At 72.1% G+C, this 22,218-nt stretch carries 15 protein-coding genes and 3 pseudogenes; 12 read left to right on the top strand and 6 right to left on the bottom strand.

Annotated features, from left to right (window positions below):
* Nucleotide 1 precedes the first annotated feature (1 nt).
* Genes C3488_RS07660 through C3488_RS07640 form a run of 5 tightly spaced genes read left to right on the top strand, consistent with a single transcriptional unit; the run spans nt 2 to nt 8,221 of the window.
* On the top strand, nt 2-286 hold the full coding sequence (locus C3488_RS07660) for a hypothetical protein (protein WP_103838558.1): 285 nt from the start codon (nt 2-4) through the stop codon (nt 284-286).
* 31 nt (nt 287-317) lie between these two features.
* Nucleotides 318-1,682: a type VII secretion integral membrane protein EccD gene (gene eccD / locus C3488_RS07655; protein WP_103838557.1), complete on the top strand. Its 1,365-nt coding sequence runs from the start codon at nt 318-320 to the stop codon at nt 1,680-1,682.
* Nucleotides 1,683-1,713: 31 nt separating this feature from the next.
* On the top strand, nt 1,714-2,844 hold the full coding sequence (locus C3488_RS07650) for a hypothetical protein (protein ID WP_258053334.1): 1,131 nt from the start codon (nt 1,714-1,716) through the stop codon (nt 2,842-2,844).
* Nucleotides 2,841-6,824, top strand: a complete 3,984-nt coding sequence (gene eccCb, locus C3488_RS07645; RefSeq protein ID WP_103838556.1) for a type VII secretion protein EccCb — start codon at nt 2,841-2,843, stop codon at nt 6,822-6,824. The genes C3488_RS07650 and eccCb overlap by 4 nt, the downstream gene beginning before the upstream one ends.
* Entirely contained in the window at nt 6,821-8,221 is a 1,401-nt protein-coding gene (locus C3488_RS07640; protein WP_103838555.1) for a DUF6177 family protein, read from the top strand. The genes eccCb and C3488_RS07640 overlap by 4 nt, the downstream gene beginning before the upstream one ends.
* A gap of 438 nt (nt 8,222-8,659) precedes the next feature.
* Here C3488_RS07640 and C3488_RS41415 read toward each other — a convergent pair.
* A pseudogene (locus C3488_RS41415) lies at nt 8,660-9,238 on the bottom strand (MMPL family transporter); the annotation flags it as partial.
* Between the two features lie 474 nt (nt 9,239-9,712).
* Here C3488_RS41415 and C3488_RS07630 point away from each other — a divergent pair.
* Entirely contained in the window at nt 9,713-9,934 is a 222-nt protein-coding gene (locus C3488_RS07630; RefSeq protein ID WP_103838553.1) for a hypothetical protein, read from the top strand.
* Nucleotides 9,935-10,295: 361 nt separating this feature from the next.
* On the opposite strand, the gene C3488_RS40060 is transcribed toward C3488_RS07630, so the two are convergent.
* The gene (locus tag C3488_RS40060; protein ID WP_146067842.1) at nt 10,296-10,499 is read right to left on the bottom strand and encodes a hypothetical protein; all 204 of its coding nucleotides are present in this window, start codon (nt 10,497-10,499) and stop codon (nt 10,296-10,298) included.
* A gap of 535 nt (nt 10,500-11,034) precedes the next feature.
* On the opposite strand from C3488_RS40060, the gene C3488_RS07615 reads away from it, so the two are divergent.
* Nucleotides 11,035-12,219, top strand: a complete 1,185-nt coding sequence (locus C3488_RS07615; RefSeq protein ID WP_181138924.1) for a mannosyltransferase family protein — start codon at nt 11,035-11,037, stop codon at nt 12,217-12,219.
* A 189-nt stretch (nt 12,220-12,408) separates the two neighbouring features.
* On the opposite strand, the gene C3488_RS07610 is transcribed toward C3488_RS07615, so the two are convergent.
* The gene (locus C3488_RS07610) at nt 12,409-14,766 is read right to left on the bottom strand and encodes an MFS transporter (protein ID WP_103838549.1); all 2,358 of its coding nucleotides are present in this window, start codon (nt 14,764-14,766) and stop codon (nt 12,409-12,411) included.
* A 253-nt stretch (nt 14,767-15,019) separates the two neighbouring features.
* Nucleotides 15,020-15,700 (bottom strand): annotated as a pseudogene (locus tag C3488_RS07605) (FAD-dependent oxidoreductase); the annotation flags it as partial.
* A gap of 441 nt (nt 15,701-16,141) precedes the next feature.
* Here C3488_RS07605 and C3488_RS07595 point away from each other — a divergent pair.
* Nucleotides 16,142-17,548 carry a beta-ketoacyl synthase gene (locus tag C3488_RS07595; protein WP_103838548.1) on the top strand — a complete coding sequence of 469 codons (1,407 nt, stop codon included), beginning with the start codon at nt 16,142-16,144 and terminating at the stop codon, nt 17,546-17,548.
* On the opposite strand, the gene C3488_RS07590 is transcribed toward C3488_RS07595, so the two are convergent.
* Nucleotides 17,549-18,628 (bottom strand): Ku protein, encoded by a 1,080-nt coding sequence (locus C3488_RS07590; protein ID WP_103838547.1) that lies wholly within the window; start codon nt 18,626-18,628, stop codon nt 17,549-17,551.
* Nucleotides 18,629-18,690: 62 nt separating this feature from the next.
* Between C3488_RS07590 and ligD the strand changes: the two genes are divergently transcribed.
* The gene (ligD, locus tag C3488_RS07585; RefSeq protein ID WP_103838546.1) at nt 18,691-19,572 is read left to right on the top strand and encodes a non-homologous end-joining DNA ligase; all 882 of its coding nucleotides are present in this window, start codon (nt 18,691-18,693) and stop codon (nt 19,570-19,572) included.
* Between the two features lie 99 nt (nt 19,573-19,671).
* Here ligD and C3488_RS07580 read toward each other — a convergent pair whose 3' ends face one another.
* The gene (locus C3488_RS07580) at nt 19,672-20,475 is read right to left on the bottom strand and encodes a nuclease-related domain-containing protein (RefSeq protein ID WP_103838545.1); all 804 of its coding nucleotides are present in this window, start codon (nt 20,473-20,475) and stop codon (nt 19,672-19,674) included.
* Nucleotides 20,476-20,572: 97 nt separating this feature from the next.
* Here C3488_RS07580 and C3488_RS07575 point away from each other — a divergent pair, with 97 nt between their 5' ends.
* The 3 genes and pseudogenes from C3488_RS07575 to C3488_RS07565 all read left to right on the top strand — a co-directional run.
* Nucleotides 20,573-21,079, top strand: a complete 507-nt coding sequence (locus C3488_RS07575; protein WP_103838544.1) for a dual specificity protein phosphatase family protein — start codon at nt 20,573-20,575, stop codon at nt 21,077-21,079.
* 142 nt (nt 21,080-21,221) lie between these two features.
* A complete protein-coding gene (locus C3488_RS07570) occupies nt 21,222-21,974 on the top strand; it encodes a hypothetical protein (RefSeq protein WP_103838649.1) in 753 nt (250 codons plus the stop codon).
* Nucleotides 21,971-22,218, top strand: a pseudogene (locus C3488_RS07565) (two-component sensor histidine kinase); the annotation flags it as partial. The gene C3488_RS07570 and the pseudogene C3488_RS07565, both read left to right, overlap by 4 nt.

Genomic DNA, 22,218 nt, shown 5'->3' with positions numbered 1-22,218 from the left:
CGTGACAGCGCAGGACTACGACAACCAGCTCCTGGAGTCGGTGGCCGTGCGCCGGCGTCGTCTTCGTGACGCGCTGCTGTTCGGTGCGCAGCGGCAGCGGCGGTCGCTGGACGAGCGGGTCGGGAAGGTGTTCGCCGGAGTGGTGATCGCGGCGGTGGTGTGCGCCGGGTGTGTGGGGTGGTCGTTCGTGTCGCACCGGGTGATCGGGAAAGGCCCGTACGCGACGCCCGTCCAGCCCTCGCCGCAGACGTCCTCCACGCCCTCCGTCGCCCCTTCTACCCGGTGATAGGTTCGAACACGTGATAGCCACGGGGTCTTTGAGTCGTTCCACGACCGGTGGTCGTACGGCGCTCAGCCGCATCACGCTGGTCGGTGAACGGCGTCGGGTGGACCTCGTGCTGCCCTCGCGGGAACCGATCGGTGTGCTGCTGCCGGAGATCATGCGGCTTCTCGACGACCGGGTGGGGGCGCGACCGGAGCTGCGGCATCTGGTGACCGCGGACGGATCCGTGCTGGCGCACGACGGCTCGTTGGAGTCGTCCGGAGTCGCCGACGGGGCCGTGCTGCGGTTGGTGCGCGTCGAGGACGCACCGTCGGCTCCGGTGGTACACGACGTCACCGATGTGGTCGCCGAGGACCTCGGTGTGCGGGCGTGGCGGTGGCGGCCTGCGGTGCGGCGCGTGGTGGCCGGGTTGGGCAGCGTGTTCTGGGCGCTGGCGGCCGGTGTGCTGGCCCGGGACGGGTTCGCCCTGTCGGCGGTTGCCGGTGGGCTGGTGGCCGTGGCGGGCGTGTGCGCGATCGCGGGAGTGCTGTGCGGCCGGATGCAGCGAAGTGGGATGGCCGCCACTTTGATCGCTACCGCGGGTGTGCTGGGCGCGCTCGGGGCCTGGACGGCCGCGGACGCCTACGGGTGGTCCGGCGCGGCGCGGCTGGCGGGTGTCACGGTGGCCGGGGCGGTCGCGTTGCTGCTGGCCGGGTGGTGCACTCCACTGGGGCGTGGCGCGCTGATCGGCGCGGGGGCGCTCGGTGGGTGTCTGCTGCTGTGGGAGGCGGCGATCGCCCTGCAGAACGGCGTCGGCGGTGCCACGGAGCAGGCCCGGGTCGGTGCCCTGCTCGCCCTCGTCTCCGTGGTCCTGTTGGGGCTGCTGCCGCGGCTGGCGTTGATGGCGTCGGGACTGACCGGGCTGGACGACCAGCGCACGGGCGGGGTGTCGGTGAGCCGGTACGACGTGAGCACGGCGCTCGCGGCCACGCACCGTGGGCTCGCGCTCGCGACCGCCGTTCTCACCGTCTCCGCGGCCGGGGCCGGTGTTCTCGTGCTGCGTGCGGTGTCCGTGTGGACGGTGCTGTTGAGCGTGGTCGTCGCGGTGGCGCTGGGCCTGCGGGCGCGCGCCTTTCCGCTCGCCGCGGAGGTCGTGGTGCTGCTGCTCGCCGCGGCGGTCGTCGCCGTGCGGCTGGCCGTGGTGTGGCTCGGGCATGCCCCGGCGGCGGGGCCTGTCGCCGTGCTCGCGTTGCTGGCCGCCGTACCTCTCCTGGTGCTGGTCGTGGAGCCGGCCGAGCATGTGCGGGTGCGGCTGCGGCGCGTCGGTGACCTCGTGGAGTCCGTGGCCGTGATCGCGCTGTTCCCGCTGGCCATCGGTGTGTTCGGGGTGTACGGGCGCCTGTTGGGCACCTTCGCGTGAGGACTTGGGGACCGAGGACGTAGGGACCACCATGGCTCAGGAAGGGGACTGGCAGCGGGACGTGTTGCGCGAGCTGGCCGACGGCTCCCAGGGCGGTACGCCGCCGTCACCGCGCCCGGTTGAGTCCGGCGTGATCCCGGCTGCTCCCGTGCGAGCGGGGGCGGATGCGGAGCCGTCCGCCGGGACCTCTCCGGCAGCGCCCCCGGTCCCCCGGCAGGCCCACGATCCGAGTGTCCCCACTCGGGTCCCCGAGTCCCTGCCCACCGTCGACCCACGGCTCGCCATCGCGTTGGGCCGCCCGCAGCACGGCGACTCGGTCGCACGCCGCACCGGCCGGTCGCTGCGCAGGCTCGCCGCCTCTGCCGGGCAGGAGGTCGCCGAGCAGACGCGCCTCGCCCAGGCGGTGCAGCAGCCGGTGACGACCGGTCGGATCATCGCGGTGACGTCGATCCGCGGCGGCGTGGGCAAGTCCACGGTCTCCGCACTTCTGGGCCGTACGTTCAACCACTACCGCCACGACCCCGTGCTCACTCTGGAGGCGGACGCGGCCCTGGGCACCCTGCCGGTGCGGATGGGCGCCGAGTCGGTGCGCTGGTCGTGCAGCGACCTGGCCCGGATTCTCAAGCCCGCCATGCAGCTCACCGACGTCATCGGCTACCTGGTGCCGGTGTCCGACGGCGGCTGGCTGCTGCCCGCCGGCCAGGGCCGCGTGGGCGCCCCCCTGGACGTGCGCACGTACCGCACGGTGACGCTGGCGCTGCGCCGGTACTTCGCGGTGACGGTGGTGGACTGCGAAAGCCTGCCCGGCGAGGTGGCCCGTACGGCGATGGACACCGCCCACGCCCGCGTGGTGGTGGCGCCGATGACCGCCGAGGGCGTCAACGGCACCCGCCAGGTCCTCGACTGGCTGGCGCAACTGCCGCACTCCGCCCTGACCACGACCGTCGTCGCCCTCAGCGCCGGCTCGCCCGACACCACCCTCGATCCCAAGACCGCGGCAGCGCACCTGCGCGAGCCCGGCGTACCTGTGGTGCTGCTCCCCTATGACCGCCATCTCGCCCAAGGAGGCCCCATCCACACCGCCATGCTGGGCCAGGACACTCGCACCGCGGCCGTCCGGCTGGCCGCCGAGGCGATGCAGCGAGCCGTGAGGACGCGATGACCCAGCAGCTCATCCACCGTCCGGCCCGCAGCACCCGCCCTCTCGAGCCCGCACCGCCCCGCACCGTCGAGGCGCCCCCGAACCTGCCCGAGGGCAAGGTCGGCAACGCGGCAACCGCCCTGCTGCCGATGGCCGGTGTCATCAGCTCCGTCGTGATGATGACCGTCATCCGCAACAGCCAGTTCGCCGCGCTCGGTGCGATCGTGCTGGTCGTCGCGCTGTGCGGCGCGGTGGCGCTCTTCCTGTCCCAGCGTGGCAAGGCCCAGCGCACCCGGCGCGTCCAGCGGGAACGGTACCTGGAGTATCTGGAAGAGCTGCGCGAGGAGTTGGGCACCGTCGAACGGGAGCGGCGACGCCTGGCCCGGCTGCTGAACCCGCCGCCGGAGGCCCTGTACGACCTCGTGCGCGACCCGGCCCGGCTGTGGGAGCGCCGCCGCCAGGACGCCGACTTCCTGCAGGTGCGGGCCGGCACTGGCGACATCCCCGTACAGGAGCTGGCCATCGGCCAGAACAGCGCCGGCGGAGTGCTGACCCCGCCGGACCCCTTCATGCTCAACGAGGCCCGCGCCCTGCAGGGCCGCTTCACCGCCGCCTCCGACTTTCCGCTCACCGTGCCTCTGGACCGTGCCGGGAACGTCAGCATCGTCGGTGACCGGGAGGGCGTTCTCCGCGTCGCGCGGGCGCTGCTGCTGCAGACGGCCGTGACGCACGCGCCGGACGACGTGGGCCTCGCCCTGGCCACGGGCGACGAGGCCGCGTGGGAGTGGGCCAAGTGGCTGCCGCACATCCTCGACTCGCAGCCCTACGACGGCCAGGTCGCCTCCCGCCGGATCGCACCCGACCTGCCGCGGCTGTCCCGGCTGTGCATGCCCGACCTGCAACAGCGCGCCGCGTACGCGGCCGAGGTGCGACGCGGGCTGGCCGGGCGGGATGCACTGCGCCTGACGGCCCGGCTCCTGGTCGTCAGCGACACGTACGGAGACACCGCGGCCGAACTCCCGCGTCCGGACTCGGCCGTCGGCCTTACGGACATGGGCGTCACCGTGCTGCACCTGCTGGAGCAGCAGGTCCACGAGCCGGACGAGGTGAGCGTGCGCATCACGGTCGACGGCGACCGGATCGCCGTCGAAGACCTGCGCGGACCCGGCGCCGCCGTCACGCGCGGCACCTCCGACGCCGTGACCGGCCCAGGTGCCGAGGGCATCGCCCGCATGCTGGCCCCGCTGCGGCTGTCCGCGGAGTCGGCCGCCGAGGGCACCCCGGTCGCCGGCCCCGTCGACTTCCCCGCCCTGCTGGGCATCGACGACCCCGCCGACCTCGACCTGCACCGACTGTGGGCACCTCGCGGCGAACGGGACTTCCTGCGCGTACCCATCGGCCTGACAGACCGCCGCGAGCCCGTACTGCTCGACCTGAAGGAGTCCTCGCAGCTGGGCATGGGACCGCACGGGCTGTGCGTGGGCGCGACGGGATCCGGCAAGAGCGAGCTGCTGCGCACCCTCGTCCTGGCCCTGACGGCCACGCACTCCCCCGAGGACCTCGCGCTGGTCCTGGTCGACTACAAGGGCGGCGCCACCTTCGCGCCCTTCGCCGGACTCCCGCACGTGGCCGGCGTGATCACCAATCTGGAGAACCAGGCCGGCCTCGTCGAGCGCGTCCACGCCAGTCTCGCCGGCGAGGTCAGACGCCGCCAGCAGGTCCTCAAGGACGCCGGAAACGTCGCAGACATCGGCCACTACGCCGCCCTGCGCGCCACCCGGCGACCCGACCTGGAGCCCCTCCCCCACCTCTTCGTCGTCATCGACGAGTTCGGCGAACTGATCACCGCCAAGCCGGACTTCATCGACCTGTTCCTGTCCATCGGCCGCATCGGCCGCTCCATCGGCGTCCATCTGCTGCTGTCCAGCCAGCGCATCGAGGGCGGCGGACTCAAGGGGCTGGACACCTATCTGTCGTACCGGCTGGGCCTGCGCACCTTCTCCGCCGACGAGTCCCGCACCGTCCTGGACACCGTCGACGCCTTCCACCTGCCGCCGCTGCCGGGCTTCGGCTATCTGAAGGTCGACACCTCCACCTACGAACGCTTCAAGGCCGGTTACGTCTCCGGGCGCTACCACGGCCCGACCCGGCACGAACAGGCCGACGACGCCCCGCTGGCGTGGCCCGACCCGACATACAACACGGGGCAGGAGAAACCGGAGGCTCCGGAAGAACCCGCCGCCACCCGGCGCGAGACCGGCCCGACCGTCCTGTCCGTCATGGTCGACCAGCTCGCCACCGCTGCACCCCCGGTACGCCGCATCTGGCTGCCCCCGCTGCCGGACGCCGTCACCCTGGACACGGCCGCCGGACCGCTGCAGGCCGGTACCGACGGCCTGCGCCTCACCCACCGCGACGACCCGCTGCGCGTCCCGCTCGGCGTCCTCGACGACCCGGCCCGCCAGTGGCAGCAGCCGTGGATGCTGGACCTGACCGTGGCCGGCGGACACGTCGCGGTGATCGGCGGACCGCAGTCCGGCAAGACCACCCTGCTGCGCACGCTCACCCTCGCCCTGGCCCTCACCCACACCCCGGACGACGTCGCCGTCTACGGCCTCGACCTGGCCGGCGGCGGCCTGTCCGCGCTGGCCGAGCTGCCGCACGTCGGCGGCATCGCGGGGCGCGCCGACCACGAGCGGGCCGCCCGCACCATCGCCGAGATCCGCACCATGCTGGCCGAGCGCGAGGAACTCTTCCGCGAGCTGGGCATCGACTCCGTCGACCGACTGCGCCACCTCAGGGCCGGCGGGCGGCTACCGCAGTCGGGCGCCACCGACATCGTGCTGCTCATCGACGGGTTCGGCGCCCTGCGCGACGAGTTCGCCGACCTCGATGACGCGATCGCCGACCTGCTCAAGCGGGGCGGCGGCTACGGCATCCACGTCGTGGCGGGCATGCTGCGCTGGAACGACGTCCGTATCGCCACCCAGTCGATGTTCGGCACCCGCGTCGAGCTCCGGCTCAACGACCCCGCCGACTCCTCCATCGACCGCAAACTGTCCGAGACCCTCGCCCCCGACACCCCCGGCCGGGCGCTGACCGACGGCAAGCTCTTCGCGCAGGTGGCGCTGCCCCGCATCGACAACCGCCCGGACACAGGCGACCTGGGCCCGGCCCTGGAGCGCACCGCCCGCACGATCCGCGCCTCCTGGCACGGCGAACTCGCGCCGCCCGTACGGGTGCTGCCCACCCGCCTCCCCGCTGCGAACCTGCCATCCCCCGCCGCCGAACCCGCCCGGATCCCCCTCGGCGTCGACCAGGACGCTCTCGCCCCGGTCCTGCTCGACCTGTTCGGCAGCGACCAGCACCTGCTGGTCCTCGGCGACAACGAGTGCGGCAAGACCAATCTGCTCAAACTGATCGCCACCCAGCTCGTCGAGCGGCACACGGACGAGGAACTCGTCTTCGGCATCTTCGACCCGCGCCGCGGCCTGCGCGGCGTCATCCCCGAGCCCTACCGCGGCGGCTACGCCCACAACGTCAAACTCGCCGCCGCCCTGGCCACCGGCATCGCCACCGAACTGGAAAAACGCCTGCCGGAAACCGCAGACCCGGACAGCACCACCACCGAGCCCTCCTTCCGCGGACCGCGCATCGTCATCCTGATCGACGACTACGACATCCTCACCACCGCCGGCCAGCAGCCCCTGGCGCCCTTCCTGCCGTACCTCTCCTCCGCCCAGGACATCGGCCTGCACTTCGTCCTCGCCCGCCGTGCCGCCGGAGCCTCCCGCGCCCTGTACGAACCCCTGCTCACCACCCTGCGCGAGACCGGGACCACGGCCCTGGTCATGACCGGCGACCGCACCGAGGGCCAGCTCTTCCCCGGCCTCTACGCCTCCCACCAGCCGCCCGGCCGCGGCACCCTCGTCCGCCGCGGCCGCCCCCACCAGCTCATCCAGACCGCCCTCATCGCAGAAGAGGCCGAAGAGACCCCGTGACGAAGGACGTCATCGCCCTCACCCCCACGATGCCGGACCTGAACACCGTGCTGGCAGGTCTCTACGCAGGCGGCCCCGACCTCGGTGTGAACACGACGGCCGACGGTGCCGTGGTGCAGCTCTGCGCCCCCGACGGTCGCCCCCTCGTCTCTGTGGAAGCACCGATCCTGGTCCACATCCCCGGTGAAACCACGCGCCTGCTGGACTGTCCCGCACCGGACGGACCGGTGTGGTGGACCGAAGCCCGCGCCTCCACCGCCGTCGCCGAGGCCGGCCGCCTCGCAGGCTCCTTCGCCGGACGCCTGGCCACCGTCCTGGGCGGCACAGTCTGGCCACCCGAGGCCGCCACCACCGACGTCGTGCCCCTCACCACCGACGTAACCGCAGTCCCGGTTCCCACCACCGCCACGCCCGCCGTCGACGTCCTGACCACGACCACGGCCGTAGTCATCCAGGATCGCCCCCTGGTCCCCCTGACCAGCTGGCTCGCCGACGCCCTGCGCACCGCGACCGCCGCCGACCGAGCCCTGCAGATCGTCACCCCGCCCACTGCCCGCCTCACCCTGCCCACCCGCACCGCCCTGCGCGGCCTGCCCAGCCGCTGGGTCGTCCAGCACCCCGAACACGGCTACTACGACGGCCTGTCCGGCGCCATCCTCCACTGGAAGAACGGCACCTTCACCCCCGTACGCGACAACAACGGCACCGCCCAGGCAGCCGAGGCCTTCGAAACCGTCACCGGCACAGGAGAACGCCAGCTCCTGCTCGCCCTGCGCACCCGCCACCCCGCCGACACGGACCTCGTCCTCGGCCGCGCCCTCGAAACCGCCTTCCACCACCTCACCGACGCCCCACCCGCCGGCTGGAGCACCGCGGAACCGGTCAACCTCCCCTGGTCCACCCGCCAGTTGACCGACCTCGCCCGCTCCCGCGCACCACAGCCCACCTGGCTCGTCGCCGTGGGCCGCCCCGACCGCCCCGCCCTCGCCACCGCCCGCGTCACCCGCACCCCGGCAGGCGTCGAGGAGGACATCACCCTCGCCCTCGGCTACGGCACGGACGAAACCCCACCCCTGAACGCGATCGAGCCCCTCGCCACGGCCCTCGCCACCGAGCACGGCCTCGCCACCCTGCTCACCTCACTCCGCACCGCCCGCCGCGACCTCACCGTGCCGCCCCACCTCGAAGCCCCACCCATCCCCGTCGCGCTCACCCTCGGACACAACGAGGTCGAGCACATCGACCGCACCCGAGCCGAACACCCACCCCTCGGGCCCACCCCGACCCGACTCGGCCACCCGGCCAGGCCCGCCCTCCACTACCCCCTGGGGGAGGGAACCGACCCAAGGTCCTGGGTCACGTTTCAGCACCTCACCCGGCACCTGAAGCAAGGGTGACCGCTCAGGACCCAGCTTTGAACCATCCCCTGCGGGAGATCGCCCACTGGACGGTACCGGCCGCCCCAATCCTCGAGTACGACGCTCCGAGAAGCCCACGGTTGCGCCGCTCTCCCAGGGCATCACCCGCGAGCAGAGCGACCGGCCCGCACACCCACAGGGCACCTGCCCCGCTCGATGAAACGCTGCGGCCACCACACGGTCGGTCAGGGGAACACGACGGCGTGACCGCCGAGGATCCTCGACGGCCGCCCGCTCGTCGGACAAGCAGCACCCGGTCGGCGGAGGTCAGGCCGAAGCGCTGGATCATCCAGGCTGCCTCTATTGATCACTCATCCAGGACACCGGCCCTGACCCGCGGGGGTTCGGGTCAGGGCCGCGCTCACGATCGGCGTGTTCTGAGCGGCCGATCGGGCCGGTCCGAACAGGCCGATCCGCTCATCCGAGCTGGTCGGCGGGAACCCGCAGCGGCACCGACTCGGCCACCTCGCCCTCGGCTTCCTTCAGGCCGTAGCGGGCGTGCAGGCGCCGCAGCGGAGCAGGGGCCCACCACGCCGCACGGCCGAGCAGCGCCATGGTGGCCGGCACGAGCAGCATGCGGACGATGGTCGCGTCGAACAGGACGGCGAGGCTGAGGCCCAGGCCGATCTGGAGCACCGGCGAGTACCCGCCGAGCATGAACGCCGCGAACACCACCAGGATCAGCATGGCCGCGCAGCTGACGATCCGCCCGGTGCGCTGAAGGCCGGCCACGACGGCCTCGCGGGGGTCGCCGCTCTCCAGCCATGCTTCGCGGACCCGGGCCAGGATGAAGATCTCGTAGTCCATCGCGAGGCCGAAGGCGATGCCCACGATCAGCGGCGGGGCGACCAGGTTGAGCGCGCCGAGCCCCTCGGCCCTGAACAGCCCTGCCCCGTGGCCGTCCTGGAAGACCCAGGTGACCACGCCGAGCGAGGCACCGCTGAGCGCAGTGGTGAGGATGGTCTTGATCGGGATGAGGAGGGAACCGACGTCTGCCTGGCGCAGACGCCGCCGGCCCGCCGCCCTCCGTTGCCGTACAGAGCCTCTCCGAAATGAGGTCGCAGCCGGGGTGGCGGATGCAGGCGGCGTTCCGCATCGAAGAGAGCCCCGAGCAGGTGTGCCCGAAGACCCCGTCACCAGCGGAATCGCGGAGTACGGGGTCTTCGTGTCGGTGCAGGCAGATGCCCCCGCAAGCCGCGGTCCGCCAGTGATCAAGGTGGAAGTGGCCGGAGCATACGCGCGCCCGATCGGTCGGTGCACTCGCTGTCCTGGCCGGCTGCCGGGGGGCTCAGGTCGTGCCACAACCGTGCCGGATGCAGCGGTCAGCCACTGGCAGCGAGAGGACCCACGGTCGAGTTTTCGCCGCCCTTGGTCTCAAAACCCCAGGTCAGTGGCATGACGCGGTTGCTCCCGTCCGGATCTGTGCCGACGGCCACAGCGAGCGGGATCCGCGTGGGCCCATACTGAGGCATGACGAAGCCCGCTGCACCTAAGCGTCATTTGCCCACCAGCCCCTTCAAGGCCCCGGTCACGCCGGCTCCCAAACACTTCGCCATGGGAGACCAAGTCACCCATGACGTGTACGGCCTCGGCCGGGTGATCGGCATCGAGGACGGAATCGCGGCGCTCGTGGATTTCGGCTCGACGCAAATGCGGATCTTGAGCCCGTACGCCAAGATGACCAAGCTGTAGAACCGCTGTGCCCGGTCAGGGCATACCAGGACCCTCAGGGGTCTGTGATGAAAGAGGAACCTCTCATCGATCTGACGCCGCTGTTCTCCGCCCTGGACGGGCAACCCCGCTGCTCCACTGCAGCATCGCCGCCTCCGACGACGAAGCCCTTCCAGGCCCCTGACTTCGGGCACGACGAGACCTTGCCGCTCGAGGACGCGCAGGAGCCCGCCTCGGGCATGCGTGCGGTGCGACCCAAAGCAGCTCAACTCCACGAATGACGGTGGCTGCGGCCCCCGCACACGGTTGGGCCACCGACCAACAAGAGGTCAGCTGCCATGGCAGACGGCGTCTTCCGAACCGTCTCCCTGGGTGCCGGCCATCAGCCCGGCTTGAGCTGTCCCGTCGCGGTGAGGGTGGCCGACGCCGTCCACCAGTCGCGTGGGCCGCACGGATCGTGCGTGGTGTGGTGCACGAGCCGCACCCGGGTGTCCGTCCGGAGCACCTGCCGTCCGGTCTCGTCCGCGGTGAGGGTGATCGTCACCATACGGTTCGGGCCGGTGCCGGGCGAAGTCGGGACGTGCACGTCTGCTCCGACTTCCCCGGCTGGGTACGACAAGCAGTGAGTGTCGGCGCAGGCTCGCACTGTCGCCTGCGGGTGTGCTCGCATCCAGGCCGAGACGTTGACGTCGACGGAGGGGAGCGCCAGCACCGCCGAGGCCGCGCACACTGTCGGCCGGGTGGTGCACCCGGCAACCGCACCGATCACGACCGTGCCGACCCCGAGCAGGCGGACCATCCTGAATCGTGTCGCACCAGGTGCTGTGAAACGAGGGCTCATGTCCGTGAGACCTCGCTGCACCGCTTTTGGTTGCGGTCGTAGCGGCAAACTCGTGGAGCGCCCTTCCGGGTGTGGAGGATTGCTCGACCGTGACCATGTTGACAGTCGCCGACAGCGCACTGACCGACTGAGGCAGGCGTGCTGTTCAGCAGTTCGTCAGCCGGCTGGATATCCCGTTGATTACCGCACCGTCAACAGGCCGCATGCCAAAGGGCTCCTGCGCGGGAATGCAGGCGTGCCTGGTCACGCGATGTGTGCCCATGGCAGGCATAGTTCCCGAATGGCTCACGTCAGCACCGGCCCCGCCCGCGTCGTCGCACATCTCGGGAACCGCGTCCGTGGCCGTCCTCCCGGGGAAGGGCGACGGCTGAAGATGTCGGCCGTCACCGCGATCGGCCTGTTCGTCGCCGTCCGGCTGTGCGGCGGAATCGTGGTCGCCCTCGCCGCCTCCTCCTCTGGCAGACGGCCGCTGCCTCTGCTCGGGTATTCGTGGGACTCGGTCTGGTACCTGAGAATCGCCGCGCACGGTTACGACCTCCCCAAGAACCTGGCCTTCTTCCCGCTGTATCCGGGACTGGTCCGCGCCGTCACCGCACTCACCCCGCTCGGTGGCATCGCAGCGGGCCTGCTGGTGTCCTGGGCGGCCGCCGCGGTCGCCGCGTACGGCATCCACCGGGTCGGCGTCCTGCTCCACGGCCCCGCCGTGGCCACCGCGCTCGTCGTGCTGTGGGGCGTGCTCCCGCACTCCGTCGTGCTGTCGATGGCGTACACGGAAACCCTGCTGACGGCGTGCGCCGCCTGGTCGTTGTACGCGGTCCTGACCGGGCGGTGGGTGTGGGCGGGAGCGCTTGCGGCGCTCGCGGGCCTTTCCCGGCCCAACGGCTGCGCCGTGACCGCGGCGGTCCTGGCGGGGGCGGCCCACGAGGTGTGGCGCAAGCGCGGGCGCGGAGTCCCCCACCGGTTGTGGATGGGCGCGGCGCTCTCGCCGCTCGGCTGGGCCGGCTATGTGCTGTGGGTGGGCCTGCGCAAGGGTGATCCGCTCGGCGGCTACTTCGCCGTACAGAGGCGGTGGGGTTCACGTTTCGACTTCGGGCGGGGGGCGCTGCGCTTCACCGAGCACATGATGCTGCACGGCGCTCGGCTGATCTTCCCGATGGCGCTGCTGATCGTCGTCGTGAGCACCTTGCTGTTCGTGCTGCTGATCCTGGACCGTGTTCCGCTGCCGTTGGTCGTCTACAGCGGTGTCCTGCTGCTGATCGCGCTCGGCGGCGCCGGCAACGGATACTTCCAGTGCAAGCCGCGCTTTCTGCTGCCGGCCTTCCCGCTGCTGATCGTGGTGGCGCGGGCGCTGGTGAGAACCGCCAGGGCCAGGCCGTGGCACGCCACCGTGGTGGCGAGCGCCCTTGCCGGGTTCTCGTTCGCCTACGGCGCGTTTCTGGTGGTGTTCTCCCGGCCGGCGCTTTGAGTGACCGACAGGCCGCACTCGAAGGCACCGGCGCGTGCGGCCGGACCGGACCGTCGAACGGTCCGGTCCGGTCCGGTCGCCGCCGTAGCACCCAGGCGCAGGGCCGGATGGCCCCCGATGCGCCGTGCGAACCGGGCCCCGCAGGCCGCGGCTTCGAACTGACGGCCCGGTCGCCACGCGGGCGGTCCCCTACGCCTCCTCGTGCCCCAGCGACACGTCCACCTGCCGGCGCCCGCCCCCGTCGATCTTCACCGGCGTGACCACCGGCGGGTAGCCGCTGGCGACCACCGTGTACTCGTCGCCGGACAGGTCGGTGAAGGCGTACGTGCCGTCCGGACCGGTGGAGCGGGCCGCGACGACGTTGCCCTCCGCGTCCAGCAGGGTGACGCGGGCGTCCTCCACCGTGCGGCCGTCCCGGGTGCGTATGGTGCCGCGTACGTCGACGGCGGCGCGGAGTTCGATGTCGTGGTGGATGCCCTCGGTCGTGACCGTCACCAGGGAGGCTGCCGGGCGGCGGCCCGCGGCGGTGACCGTGACCGCGTAGTCGCCGGGGAGGAGGTCGGCGACCCGGTAGGCGCCGTCCGTCCCCGTCGTCGTCGAGGACGCCACGGCGCCCCGCTCGTCGGTGACCACGACCAGGGCTGCGGGCAGCGCCTCTCCGCCCGTGTCGCGCACCGTGCCGGACACTGTGCCCGTGCCGGCGGGCATCACCAGGTCGTAGGCGATCGGTGTGCCGTTCAGGGACAGCGTCGCGACCTGCGGCTGGTGTCCGGCCGCCGAGCCGATGAGTACCAGACTCCCGCGTGCGGAGGTGTCCACGGCGTACGAGCCGTCCTCACGTGAGGTGGCCCGGGCGACCTGGCGGCCCGTCGGGTCCAGGACTGTGATGGCGGCGCGTGCCAGTGGTGTGCCGGCCCCGTCCCGCACCTGGCCGCGGATCACGCCCGGGCCGTCGATCTCGATGTCCGGACGGGCGGTGTCGCGGCCGTCGGTGTCCCCTGCGGTGGCGACGGCCAGGGGCTCAGGGGCGGCTGGTGCGGCCCCCGGGGCCGGGGCGGCAGGCGTGTCCGCGGCCGGCTGAGGCGTCGCCCTGCGGCGGAAGAGCAGCGCCGTCACCAGCACCGCGAAGGCGAAGAAGCCGGCCGACCACCAGTACGCGGTGGAGTAGCTGTGCAGGGCGGCGTTCGCCTTGACCAGCGGGTCGGTCATGTGGTGCTTCGCGTAGTCCGTCGCGGCGCTGGTGGCCAGCGTGTTGAGCAGCGCGGTGCTGACCGAACCGCCCACCTGCTGCGTGGTGTTGACGGCCGCCGAGGCCACGCCCTGGTCGCTCGCCTGGACGCCGAGGGTCGCGTAGCTCATCGCCGCGGGCATCGACAGGCCGAGGCCCGCGCCGATCAGCAGCAGGGGCGGCAGCACATGCGCGGCGTAGCCGCTGTGCAGGCCGAGGCGGGTCAGCCAGACCATGCCGCCGGCGGCCAGCAGCATGCCAATGGGCACGATCACCTTGGGGCCGACCTTCGGCACGAGCACGTTGGTGGACAGCTGGGCCATCACCATCAGCGCGCCCACCATCGGCAGGAAGGCCACGCCGTTCTTCACCGGCGAGTAGCCCAGCGTCGCCTGCAGGTAGTAGGTGAGGAAGAGGAAGACGCCGAACATGCCGGCGGAGGAGATGAGCACGGTGGACAGGGCGGCGCCGCGGTTGCGGTCCGCCAGCACCCGCAGCGGCAGCAGGGGGTGCTTCGCCCGGGCCTGCCAGAGGAAGAACGCAAGCAGGAGCACGCCGCCCGCGACCAGGAAGCCCCAGGTCATCCAGTTGCTCCAGTGGTGCGTCTCCGCGTTGGCGAAGCCGTAGACGACGCCGAAGAGGCCGCCGGAGACCAGGATCACGCCCGGGATGTCCAGCCGGGGCCGCTGGGCCGGGACCGAGCGGCTGATGAAGACGATCGCACCGATCAGCGCGAAGACCGCGATGACGTCGTTGACGTAGAGCGTCCAGCGCCAGTTCAGGTATTCGGTCAGCAGGCCGCCGAGGACCAGGCCGACGGCGGCACCGGAACCGGCGATGGCGCCGAAGACGCCGAACGCCCTCGCGCGTTCCTTGGCGTCCGTGAAGGTCGTGGTCAACAGCGAGAGCGCGGCGGGAGCCAGCAGGGCGCCGAACAGGCCCTGGACGGCGCGCGCGACGACGAGCATGGTGAAGCCGTTCGCCGCGCCGCCGAGTGCGGAGGCCGCCGCGAATCCGACCAGGCCGATGATGAAGGTGGTCTTGCGGCCGAACAGGTCGGCGAGGCGTCCGCCGAGCAGCAGCAGGCTGCCGAAGGCGAGCGAGTAGGCGGTGACGATCCACTGCCGTCCGTTGTTGTCGAAGCCCAGGTCCTGCTGGGCGGACGGCAGTGCGATGTTCACGATCGTGGCGTCGAGCACCACCATGAGTTGGGCGAGGGCGATCACGCCCAGCGCCCACCATCGGTGCTTCGGCTGGGCATGGTGGTGGGCCCGGCCGGAATCTGTGGCCGGGGCGGCTTCGGTCTGGATGAATTCCATGTGATCCCTCTGCGGGGCTCAAGGGCTCCGGGTGGCTCAGTGCCTTCCACCTCGAGGCGGAGCAGGACGACGATGTCCGTCCGGCGCTCGGGGTACGGGTGTGGGCGTCGGTTCGTTCGATGTTCGGCCGGTGTGGGGCCGCTTCGGCCAGCAGGCGGGGGCCCGCTGTCCGAAACGGTTTCGTACACCGTCCCGAGAGTAGGGAACCTCGTAGCGAAACGCAAACGTTTCGATCGTCGCCCTGTTCAGCACCTCAGTCCGCGGTGTAGCCGAGCTGGCGCCTCATGTACGGGGTCAGGAGGGTCTTGGCCTTGGCCAGGGTGCTGGTGCGGCTGCCGAGGACGGCGGTCTCGCCGCCCGGCACGGGCATCACGGTCACTCCGCCGGCCGGGCCGAACGGGACGGTGAGCGGGGTGCGGCGGATCGGCCGGTAGAGGCGGGGCTCCTTGCGGTGCCTGCCGGAACTGCGCAGATACGCGCGGATGTTGTGGGCGGCGATGTCCGTTTGGGCGAGTGCGGCCGGGGTGATCTTGAGCTCGCTGACGTCGTTCACGTCGCCGACGGCGAACACGTCCGTCCACCCCTCGACCCGGAGCGTCCGGTCGACCTTCACATGGCCGGCGCCGTCGAGCCAGTCGCCGTGACCGGCCAGCCGCAACCAGAGCGTGTTGGGGGTGGTGCCGGTCGCCCAGAAGGACAGGTCGGCGTCGACGACGTCGCCGCGAGCGTCGCGATAGGTGCCGAAGGTACTGCCGGGGGACATGAAGGAGTCGAGCCGCACCTCCACGTCGTGGGACTCCGGCCAAGCGCGAGCCTTGCGGCCGGCCCGCGTGCCGCCCGTGGAGTGGGGCAGCTCCGGCCCGGCGTGGGCGAGCGTGACCCGGGCATCCGGCCGGGCCGGGCGGATCTCCGCGCTGAGCTCGACACCGGACGGCCGCCGGCAGGGACTCACGGGACTGTGCCGCCAGGACGTAGCAGGGGCCGTACGCGAACACCTGCCGGAATCCCGTGAAGAACAGGGCGCCGCCCGCGATGAGAGCGGTGAACCATGCCGGAGCATGGAGCCCTGCCGCCACCACCGTGGACGAGGAAGTGGCCAGGGTGCCCAGCTCGGTGACGCGGTACCACTTGCGGGCCGAGTCGCGCACCTCCTCGGAGAAGGCCGGCTCCTCCCGGGCGAGCGCGAGCACCGGGTCCGGGGCTTCGAGCCACGAGCTGCTGTCCGGTCTACGCCGGCGCATGGCTCCCTGGTGTCCTACGGAGCCCCGCCGACGCCGTCCCGTATGCGGGCGAAGTACAGTGGAGTTGACCGACGGACAGCACAACCGGGCCTGGGGGCAGCAGCGTTCGGATCTACGGAAAGCTGCGTGGCACCATGCGCCCCTCCCCCTCCGCCTCGCCCCTCCCCCGACCGCCGCTGCCGGACGCCGGGTCGCCTCAGCCGCCCGAGCAGGAGAAGGCCCGCGGCCACCTCGTACGCCGGAACCCGAGCTCCCGGCGGCCGGCCCTCGGTGCCACACCGCGGCGGGTCCTCGTCACCGGGCTCGGAGCCATCACCCCGCTCGGTGTCGGGGTGGCCGAGTTGTGGCAGGGGCTTCTCGACGGGCGGTGCGGGATATCCGAGTTGACGGGTGACGACTTCGCCGGGTTGCCCGTCCGCACGGCCGGGACCGTGCCCGCCGATCCCGCCGCGCTGCTCCCACGGCCGCGGGCGCGGCGGATGAACCGGGCCGCGCAGTTCGGGGTGCTCGCGGCACGGGAGGCCTGGCGGGACGCCGGGTTCGACCTGGCGGGAGCGGTGGGCAGCGGACTCGAACCGGAGCGCGTCGGCGTGTCCGTGGGGTCCATCCTCGGTGACGCTTCCGTGCTGGTCGGTGGTGACCGGGTGCTGCGGGAGAAGGGGCCCCGCGCGGTCTCGCCCCTCACCACCCCCATGACCGTGCCCTCCCAGGCCGCCTCCCAGATATCGATCGACCTGGGGATCACCGGGGAGGCGCGCACCGTGACGAGCGCCTGTGCGTCGGGGACCGAGGCGATCGGGCAGGCGATCGACCGGATCCGGTACGGGCACGTGGACGTGGCCCTGGCGGGCGGCGCGGAGGCGGTGGTGACGCCGGCGATCATGGCGTCGTTCGCTGCGATGCGGGCCTTGTCCCAGCACGCGGTGGGGGACGTCTCGCCCTCCCGGCCCTTCGCCAAGGACCGCGACGGATTCGTGAACGGCGAGGGCGCCGGGTTCCTGCTGCTGGAGGCGGAGGAGCACGCACGGGCACGCGGGGTACGTGTGTACTGCGAGGCCGCCGGGTGGGGCTTGTCCGCCGACGCGCATCACATGGCCGCGCCGGATCCGTCGGGTGCCGGAATCGTGCTCGCGCTGCGGCGGGCGCTGCGGGACGCGGGTGCGCGCGCCGTGGACGTCGTCCACGTGAACGCGCACGCCACCGCGACGCCCGACGGCGACCTGGCGGAGGGCATCGCGCTACGGGAGGTGCTGGGCGACACCGTGCCGGTCACGGCGCTCAAGGGTCACCTGGGGCATCTGCAGGGCGCGGCGGGCGGTGTGGAGGCCGTGGCCACGGTGCTGACGCTGCACCACGCGCTCATCCCTCCGACGATCGGCGCCGCAGTCCGCCATCCCCAGGACTCCCAGGATCCGGAGATTCCACTGGACGTGGTCCGTGGCCGCCCCCGCCCGCTCCCCGCACGCGGCGACCTGGCCCTGAGCAACTCCTTCGGCTTCGGCGGCCACAACGCCGTACTGGCGCTGCGGCGGGAACACTAGCTAGGCGCCCTTGGCCGTCGCCTTCTTCGGCGCTGTCTTCTTCGCGGCAGTCTTCTTCGCCGCAGTCTGCTTGGCTGCCGTCTTCCTGGTCGAGCTCTGCTTGGCCGGGGTCTGCTTGGCCGAGGTCTGCCTGGTCGCGCTCTGCTTGGCCGCCGTCCTGTTCCCCGTGGTCCCCGACTTGGCCGCCGTCTTCTTCGCCGCCGGCGCCCTCTTCTTCCCGCCGGTCTCCTTCGGCTCCGTACGCGCCGCCTTCCGCTGCGGCAGCCGTCTGACCTCGGCCTTCTGCTCCGCCCCCTGATCGCCCGCCCCCCGCGCCTCCTTGGCCGCACGCACGCTCTTCTCCAGCGCCGCCATGAGGTCGAGCACCTTGCCTCCCTCGGGCGCCGGCGCCGTCGGCGGTTCCTTGCCCTCCGCCTTCGCCGCGATCAGTTCCTCCACCGCCTCGCGGTACTCGTCGTGCAGCTCGTCCAGGTCCACCTCCCCCAGCGTGTCCATCAGGGCGTCCGCCAGGTCCAGCTCCTTGTCCCGGACCGTGATGTTCCCCTCCGGTGCCACGCCCTCAGGTGCGCGGATCTCGTCCGGCCACAGCAAGGCGTGCATGGCGAGGACGTCGCCGACCGCGCGCAGCATCCCGAGCCGTTCCCGGCCCCGCAGCGCGAACTTCGCGATCGCCACCTTCCCCGTGCGTCCCAGCGCCTCGCGCAGCAGCGTGTAGGGCTTGGCGGCCGGAGTGCCGTTCGCGCACAGGTAGTAGGCCGTGTCCATCTGGAGCGGGTCGATCAGGTCCTGCGGGACGAACGCGACGATCTCGATCGTCTTGGTGGTCGGGATGGGCAGCTGCGACAGGTCCTCGTCCGTGATCGGGATGACCGAGCCGTCCGCGTCCTCGTACCCCTTGCCGATCTCCGCCTGCGCCACCTCGCGGTCCTCCAGCTCGCAGAACTTGCGGTACCGGATCCGGCCGCCGTCCTCCAGATGGATCTGGCGGAAGGAGATCGCGTGGTTCTCGGTGGCGTTCATCAGCTTGATGGGGATGCTCACCAGGCCGAACGAGATGGCACCGTTCCAGATGGATCGCACGTTCCGCCCCTTTTCCCGATAGATAGGCCGATTACATGGGGTTCTCGTGGGATTCTCATCGTATGACGCCGATCACAGAGGTGGAGGGCCGACGGCTGGCGCTCAGCAACCTGGAGAAGGTGCTCCATCCCGCCACCGGCTTCACCAAGGGCGAGCTGCTGCACTACTACGCGACCACCGCCGGCGCCCTGCTGCCCCACCTCCGCGACCGCCCGCTGTCCTTCCTGCGCTATCCGGACGGGCCGGACGGACAGCTGTTCTTCGCCAAGAACGTGCCGCCGGGTACGCCCGACTGGGTCACCACGGCCGAGGTGCCGCGTACGGAGGGTGCGGCCCGCATGGTGCTGATCCAGGACCTGGCGAGCCTGATGTGGGCGGCGAACCTCGTCACCGAGTTCCACACCCCGCAGTGGCGCATCGACACGCCGGACATCGCGGACCGGCTGGTCTTCGACCTCGACCCGGGGGCACCGGCCACGATCGTCGAGTGCTGCGAGGTCGCCCTGTGGCTGCGGGAGCGGCTGGCGGCGGACGGGATCGAGGCGTACGCGAAGACGTCCGGCTCCAAGGGGCTGCATCTGCTGGCCATCGTGGAACAGACGCCTTCGCAGCGGACGACGGACTACGCCCGGCAGCTCGCCGTGGAGGCGGAGAAGGCGATGCCCCGCCTCGTCGTCCACCGTATGACCCGCAGTCTGCGGCCCGGGAAGGTCTTCGTGGACTGGAGTCAGAACGCGGCGCGCAAGACCACCGCCACGCCGTACACACTGCGGGCCCGGGCGGAGCCCACCGTGTCGGCGCCGGTGACATGGGAGGAGGTGAGGGACTGCGCCTCGCCCGGCAGTCTCGTCTTCCGCGCGGCGGACATCGCTCCCCGGCTGCAGGCGTACGGGGACCTCATGGCCGAGCTCTGCGATCCGGACCAAGCGGTTCCGCTGCCGTGAGGACAAGCGGTTCCACTGCCGTGAGGACAAGCGGTTCCACCGCCCGGTGAGCAAGCGGCTCCCCTGCCCCGAGCCCTGCGGTGTGGCGTCGTCCTACGGTCACACCCGGGACCACGTGTGCCGGTCCCGTGCCATCGCGTGCAGCGCCTCCACGTCCGCCGGCTTCAGCATGCCTCCCAAGCGGGCCAGGGCGGTCAGGTCCGTGTCCTTCAGGACGCGGACCTTGCGCAGCGGGGTCGTGATCTCCAGGCGGGCGGGCTCGGTGACGATCAGGACCGGGTGGACCTCTGCCGTCAGCGCGTACGACGCCCGGTCCGCGTCGGCGCTCACCCGGCGCAGCAGCGGCCGCGCCTCCTGGCGGCCCACCGTCACCATCGGGTCGGCGATCAGGACCCGCTGCCTGCGGGCGTAGAGGGAGCGCACCGCGAACAGGCCGCCGGGGCCGATCGCCAGGTGGTGGATGCGGTCGCCGCCGGGCAGCGGCACCGAGTGGAGGGTGCGCCAGCCCGCCCCCTCCAGGCCGTCCAGGGCGTCACCGACCGCCTGCTCGGCGGCGAGCGCCCGGCGCCGCGGGTCCGGGCGCAGCCGGTGGGTGGGGCCCGGGTCTCGGTCCAGGGCGATCAGCAGGGCCTCGCCGGGCCGGTTCGGCGCCAGGTCGTCGTCCGGGTGGAGGGAGAGCCGGGCCAGCTCGGCGGGGGTGGGCACGGGGGGCGGCCCGACCGTGACCGGGCCCGTCACGAACGGGCCGAGCGCGTCGAGCACGTCCTCGCGCAGGTCCTCGCTCAGCAGGTTGACCCGCCCGGTATCCCGGTCGTACCAGGCGACGTTCCTCCCGTCGGTGCCGCACACGTACAGGCGCTCCTGTCCGTGCCGCCAGGTCGGTACGACGCGCAGTCCGTCCATGCACCATCACCCCTCGACCATGGGAACAGGCGGGGTGCTCCGGGGGCAAGAACCCGGCTACCTTTGTGAGCAGTTGGGGACTCGGTGGGAGGCGCCGTTGCGGAGCCGCAGAAAGCAACCCGATGTTCCGGCTCCCGACAGCCCGTGGAGCGAGATCGTGCCCGGTCTGTGGATGGGCGGCCACGAGTTCAAGGGGCGCTCCGGGGAGCGGGAGTTCGCCGTCGTACGTGATGAGTTCGATCTGGTGCTGACCTTGTTGCGGCTGCCCGGGCACGGGCCCGACGACGGGGTCGAGCACCATGTGTGGCCGATCCCGGACGGACCGCTGGACGGGACGCAGCTCGCGGGTGTGATGCGGCTGGCGCAGGCCGCCGACGACGCGCTGGAGGACGGGCGCCGGGTGCTCGTCCGGTGCTACCACGGGTACAACCGTTCGGGTCTGGTCGTCGCGCATGCGCTGGTCCGGGCCGGGCACACCCCCGAGGAGGCGATCCGCATGATCCGCGCCCGCCGCGGGCCCTGGGCGCTGCACAACGAGCTGTTCGTGGAGTACCTGCGCGCGGGACTGGACACCGCCCGCCTCCTGGAGGAACTCGCGGAGTAACCTCACTGGCCGGTCGTAGAGTGAACAACCGGTCATCAGGTGAGCAAAAAGGACGGATGCCCCCGTGTTCCCCAGCCGTCGCGCCGGCACGGCGTTCCGCAGTCGCCGTGTCGGCCCGGCACTCCCTGGCCGCCCCGTACGCATGGCCCTCGGCGTCGCCGTGGCCGCCCTGCTGCTGGCGGGCTGCGGCGACTCCGGTGCACTGCGCGGCGCGGGCCCGACCGCCACCGCCGTCGGCCCGGTACGGCTGTGGCCCCAGCTGCCGCCCGCCTCCACGCCCGCCCTGGACTACGGCGAGGCCGACACCGAGACCGTCAAGGGCGTCACCGTTCCCGGTGATGACATCCGCCGGGTGAATCCCCTGAACGTCGTGCGTGCCGAGGTCGCCGCGCATCCGGACGCCTACTCGGGCCCGCACGCCATGTACGCCGAGACGCGCGAGCGGTTGAAGGACTGCGGCGCACCGGGCCCGCAGGGGCGGCAGTGCCCGGTCCTGCGGGCGTACTACCGCGACCTCACCGGCGACGGCAAGGACGACATGGTGCTCGGCATCCGCTTCCCGGACGACCAGCTGGCGGTCCGCGTGTACACCGTCGAGCACCACCGGCTGGTGCAGGTGATGGGCACCTCGGACAGCGTGATCAGCGTGGAGCTGGCGGGCCGAACCGTGATCATCCGCTCGCCGTCGACGCTGCCGGGCTACGAGTTCCGCACGGAGTGGACCTGGGATCCGCACCAGCACGCGATGCTGGCGACCCGGGACGAGATCGTGCGGGTGGGCACCGCGCTCCCGCGCCGCCGGGTCACGCCGGCCCCGTCCGCCTCTCCCCCGGCGCCGCCCGTGCCGCCCGTCACCCCCTCGGCCGCACCGGTCCCCTCGGAGAGCGCCCGATGAGACCCCTCGGCCGCACGCTCAGCCGCACGCTCGGCCGGCTGCCGCGCTGGACCGGCACGCTGACCTGGAAGGCGGCCGCCTTCATCACCGTCATGTGCTGTGGTCTGGCCGCGCTGCTCGGCGTGCTCGTGCACGTCCAGGTCACCGACCGGACCGTCGGCGAGGCCCGCGGCCGGGCGCTGGCCCGGCTGACGGAGGCGGCGCAGGCGTACGAGGCGGGCGACCGACTGCCGCACGATGCGGG

The sequence above is a fragment of the Streptomyces sp. Ru72 genome, from assembly GCF_002920635.1.
Taxonomy (GTDB): domain Bacteria; phylum Actinomycetota; class Actinomycetes; order Streptomycetales; family Streptomycetaceae; genus Streptomyces.
Note: the sequence above shows the minus strand (reverse complement) of the source record. Positions and strands in the feature narration are given on the sequence as shown.

Bases quoted from the DNA above. Each gene is read 5' to 3' on its own strand.
- C3488_RS07610 (WP_103838549.1), bottom strand. From the start codon at position 14,766: ATGGAATTCATCCAGACCGAAGCCGCCCCGGCCACAGATTCCGGCCGG.
- C3488_RS07595 (WP_103838548.1), top strand. From the start codon at position 16,142: ATGCGCCCCTCCCCCTCCGCCTCGCCCCTCCCCCGACCGCCGCTGCCG.
- C3488_RS07580 (WP_103838545.1), bottom strand. From the start codon at position 20,475: ATGGACGGACTGCGCGTCGTACCGACCTGGCGGCACGGACAGGAGCGC.
- C3488_RS07615 (WP_181138924.1), top strand. From the start codon at position 11,035: ATGGCTCACGTCAGCACCGGCCCCGCCCGCGTCGTCGCACATCTCGGG.
- eccCb (WP_103838556.1), top strand. From the start codon at position 2,841: ATGACCCAGCAGCTCATCCACCGTCCGGCCCGCAGCACCCGCCCTCTC.
- C3488_RS07650 (WP_258053334.1), top strand. From the start codon at position 1,714: ATGGCTCAGGAAGGGGACTGGCAGCGGGACGTGTTGCGCGAGCTGGCC.
- C3488_RS07570 (WP_103838649.1), top strand. From the start codon at position 21,222: ATGGCCCTCGGCGTCGCCGTGGCCGCCCTGCTGCTGGCGGGCTGCGGC.
- ligD (WP_103838546.1), top strand. From the start codon at position 18,691: ATGACGCCGATCACAGAGGTGGAGGGCCGACGGCTGGCGCTCAGCAAC.
- C3488_RS07630 (WP_103838553.1), top strand. From the start codon at position 9,713: ATGACGAAGCCCGCTGCACCTAAGCGTCATTTGCCCACCAGCCCCTTC.